The organism is Muribaculum sp., from assembly GCF_029051885.1.
In the GTDB taxonomy this organism is placed as follows: Bacteria; Bacteroidota; Bacteroidia; order Bacteroidales; family Muribaculaceae; genus Muribaculum.
This window is the reverse complement of record NZ_JAIDKI010000041.1, coordinates 1-3,977: the sequence shown is the minus strand read 5'-3', so window position 1 is coordinate 3,977 and position 3,977 is coordinate 1. Positions and strand designations below refer to the sequence as shown.

At 53.6% G+C, this 3,977-nt stretch carries 5 protein-coding genes; 1 reads left to right on the top strand and 4 read right to left on the bottom strand.

All coding sequences use genetic code 11. The features are described 5' to 3' along the window. Nucleotides 1-89 precede the first annotated feature (89 nt). From K2I50_RS01925 to K2I50_RS01910, 4 genes are all read right to left on the bottom strand, one after another. On the bottom strand, nucleotides 90-905 hold the full coding sequence (locus tag K2I50_RS01925; RefSeq protein WP_301024564.1) for a hypothetical protein: 816 nt from the start codon (nucleotides 903-905) through the stop codon (nucleotides 90-92). Nucleotides 906-912: 7 nt separating this feature from the next. Next, nucleotides 913-1,374, bottom strand: a complete 462-nt coding sequence (locus K2I50_RS01920; protein WP_301024563.1) for an ExbD/TolR family protein — start codon at nucleotides 1,372-1,374, stop codon at nucleotides 913-915. A 58-nt stretch (nucleotides 1,375-1,432) separates the two neighbouring features. Continuing rightward, entirely contained in the window at nucleotides 1,433-2,146 is a 714-nt protein-coding gene (locus tag K2I50_RS01915; RefSeq protein ID WP_526022939.1) for a MotA/TolQ/ExbB proton channel family protein, read from the bottom strand. Nucleotides 2,147-2,349: 203 nt separating this feature from the next. Next, on the bottom strand, nucleotides 2,350-3,063 hold the full coding sequence (locus K2I50_RS01910) for a pyridoxine 5'-phosphate synthase (protein ID WP_289754857.1): 714 nt from the start codon (nucleotides 3,061-3,063) through the stop codon (nucleotides 2,350-2,352). Nucleotides 3,064-3,229: 166 nt separating this feature from the next. On the opposite strand from K2I50_RS01910, the gene K2I50_RS01905 reads away from it, so the two are divergent. Continuing rightward, nucleotides 3,230-3,898: a hypothetical protein gene (locus K2I50_RS01905; RefSeq protein WP_301024562.1), complete on the top strand. Its 669-nt coding sequence runs from the start codon at nucleotides 3,230-3,232 to the stop codon at nucleotides 3,896-3,898. The last annotated feature ends 79 nt before the right edge of the window (nucleotides 3,899-3,977 follow it).

Genomic DNA, 3,977 nt, shown 5'->3' with positions numbered 1-3,977 from the left:
TCGTTCATCGCAAACAAAAATACATCTGACATTCTCTCTCAAAATCTGTATCATATAAATTTAAACAGTTTCTTAGAAACTGTTTGAATTTATTTGAATGTCCAGGTAATTGTGCCCACCTGCTCGGCAGGGGCATCGAGGTCGACAGAGAAGCGCGAGGAGCGTGCGGCGGCGATACAGCTCTGGCGCACCTGTATGCTTGCAGCCGCGGGGCCTGTGCCTCCTACATATATAGGAGAGCCTACTACGTGGCCCTGGCGGTTGACGCTCACACGTATGACGATGCTTCCGGCGAGAGTGCTGCGTGTGGCTCCCCACGATTCGGGAGTACGGCCTTTGAGGCTGAATCCGGGGGTACCGGAAAGCACACCGCTGTCGGAATTGCCGTCGGGCGAACCGGGAGTTCCGGCCGCAGGCTTATTGTTCTGCTTGAAGCTGTTTTTTATGCCTGAGCTAATTTTTTTGCTCTGTTCCTCCTGCTCTTTCTGCCGTTTTATGCGCTCGCGCTCGGCAAGTTCTTCCTTAGTCGGCCCTTTCTTCTCGGGAGTCTCGGGCTTCTTTTCGACTTTCATGGGCGAGGGACGGTCGGAAGCCGTGGTTACAGGGGGGATGTCGGCTTTCTGTCCGGCATCGGATATATCGGTGCCCTCATATGCAGGCGCCTCGGCCGACTCCTGCGGCTGGGGCTCTGCCTGCTCCTGAGGTACAGGCTGCGGCATATCGCCAAACTTGACATATTCACCGCCAAACACTATCTCGCTTGAATCGACAGGTGGCCACTTGCGGTTGTCGAGCTCGTCGATGTTGATACGGAACTCGGAAAGCGCAATCCACAGCAGCAACAGAGCCAAGACAAGCAGAGTGCCGATGACAGCGATTGTACGGTCTTTATCACTTTGCTGCATGGCGGTGTCAGAGCTTTGTAGAGGGTTGCGGACTGGTGTAGGCAGCCTTGCGTGAATTGGTAGGACGGGTGGCAAGCACCATTTTCAGATTGTTGCGCGCACCGAGGTCAAGCACCTCGACAATTTTTCCGTAGGACACTTCCTCATCGGCATATATAGCTATGAATGCCTCGTCGGCAGGCACATTCTGTGAGGCAAGCTGGAGAAAGGGCACAAGCGCATTCGCCTCGATAGGCTGAGGCTCCTCGTCGCCAAACGACGCATAGAGTTTCTCGTCCTTGTCGATATATACCCGTGTGCCGGGCTTGAGAGCAGTCTGTACGGTGCTCTGCGGGAGGTTGACCTCCAGAGCTGTAGGGAATACAAACGTTGATGTTATCATGAAGAAGATGAGCAACAGGAAGATAACATCGGTCATCGATGCCATCGAGAACATTGCCATCATATCGTGCTGACGTTTCAGTGCCATAGGTATACGGGAGTGGGGAAAGAGCCGGGATTACACAAATAGAAACAGTAGGCCGCTATTATTCGGCGGGCTCGTTGAGGAGGTCCATAAACTCCATCGTCTTGCCTTCGAGCAGCTTCATCACTCCATTTATACGCGCTACAAGGGCATTGTAGGCAAACAGCGCCACGATACCTACAGCCAGGCCGGCCACTGTGGTGACAAGAGCCTCGTAAATACCTCCGGCGAGCACACTGATGTTGGCCGACGAGCCGGCGTTGGCCAGGGCAAAAAACGCCTCAACCATGCCGATAACCGTGCCGAGGAATCCGAGCATAGGCGCTCCGGCGGCAGTGGTGGCAAGCCATGTAAGTCCCTTTCCGAGATTCGCAATCTCGAGATTTCCGGTATTCTCGATTGCCACGAGCACATCGTTCATGGGGCGTCCGATGCGGCTTATTCCCTTAAGGATAAGACGTGCATAGGGTGTGCCGTTCTTCTTACACAGCAGTTTGGCGCTGTCTATCTCTCCGTCGTGGATATAATCCTTGATACGCTTCATGAAAGTAGCGTCCTCGCGGTCGGCACGGCGGATTACGATATAACGCTCGATAAATATATATATGCTGATTACCAGAAGTATGGCAAGCGGAATCATTATGAAGCCGCCCTTAAGGCAAAGATCCCACACCGACATGCTGGCGGTAACCGCCTCTGCCGGAGCGGTGGCTGTGGTTTCACTTATTATATTGACAGTGTCGGTGGCAGTATCCGGCACCTGGGCAAATATCATATTCAGTATTGACATTGCTGATGATATGTTAGTAAGTATTGAATCGCTTATTGTGATAATTGTATCGGCCAGAATGTCGACCACCCGAATCAATGACGAAAGTATACTTGTCATTATAATTATAATAATGTGAAGAGTTAAATATATATATATATATGTGATGTGTAATGATGTCAGGCGGAGACAGCAGTAGACGGCCGAGCTTATTGCAGGCAGGCCTTATACTGGCGTATGGCGGCTTCCAGTCCGAGATACAAAGCGTCGGATATTATGGCATGGCCTATCGACACCTCGTTGAGATAAGGGAGACGCTCGTGGAAAAACTTGAGATTCTCAAGATTGAGGTCGTGGCCGGCGTTGACACCCAGCCCGGCCTTGTGGGCAGCCATGCTGGCTTCGACATACGGTGCGACAGCAGCCTCAGGGTCGGAAGGATACATGTCGGCATAGGGCTTTGTGTACAGCTCCACACGGTCGGCCCCGGTAGCGGCTGCGGCCTTGATATTGGCAGGGTCGGTACCTACAAAAATCGAAGCTCTCACTCCGGCCTCGTGCAGGCGGTCGACTATGGATGTAAGCATCTCCATATGGGCGGCCACATCCCAGCCGGCGCTTGAGGTGATGGCGTCGGGAGCGTCGGGCACGAGAGTCACCTGCTCGGGACGTACCATCAGCACCAGACGCATGAAATCGTCGGAGGGATAGCCTTCGATATTGAACTCGGTCTTTACAAGCGGGCGCAATGCTATCACGTCGTCGTGGCGGATATGGCGTTCGTCGGGACGCGGATGCACTGTTATGCCATCGGCACCGAAACGCTCGCAGTCGACGGCCACACGCTCCACATCGGGAGTATTCTCCCCGCGCGCGTTGCGCAGAGTGGCTACCTTGTTGATATTTACGCTTAGATTAGTCATCCTTATTGTCGGTTGATGCGTTGTTAAAAGTAAAACGGGCTATTGGCCCGGGGCGGGAAAAGTCGGAAATTTTTATTAAATTTGTAGCCTTTTCGTGATGCATATATAGCATTGCCCATTTTAGCAACTGCAAAATTAATGAGAAATAAGTAAACAGCGAAACGTTTTGACAGCAAAAGATGCCATATCACCACAAATCGAGGCTCTGAACAGCGAAATGACCCTCGGCGAATCCATCGACCGACTCAGTATCGCAGTCGAACGCCGCGGCCCGCTGCCGATAGTCGATGGTGCCGGCCGATATGTCGGCATGGCCGATGCTTCGGCACTTGGTGCTCCGCGCGGCTCGCAGCTCGGCGATCTGGCCATAGGCATACGCCCGATGTCGGCCTCGTCGCCCGTGTCGCTGCTTCTTGAGCGCATGGCCGCCGGCGAGACTGTAGTAGCCATTGTCGACGACATGTCGCCCGACATGTATATCGGCGCCGCCGACAGCGAGTCGGCCATGCGTATGGCCGCATCCATGTTTCCTCAGCTCGATGACTACACTGAGCTTACCGTGGTATGTCCGTCGGGTGAATACAGCGCCTCGGCCATAGCCCATGCCGTGGAGGATGCCGACGCCCATCTGCTCAACCTCAATGTCGTAGCCGGCACACAACCCAATTCGCCCACAACGGTAATACTCCGTGTCAACCATTCGCGCGGAGAGTCGGTGGCGCGCTCGCTTGCCCGCTACGGATACGACACAATCGAAATGGCCGGAACGCCCGGACTCCTAAACGCCGATATGATAGAGCGCGTGAACTCCCTGCTCCACTATCTTGAAGTATAGGCTAGAGCTTGTTTAATAATAAATGTTGCCGCCAGGGTCGTATATATTGAGGCGATTTTCGACATGTGACGAAGGAGTG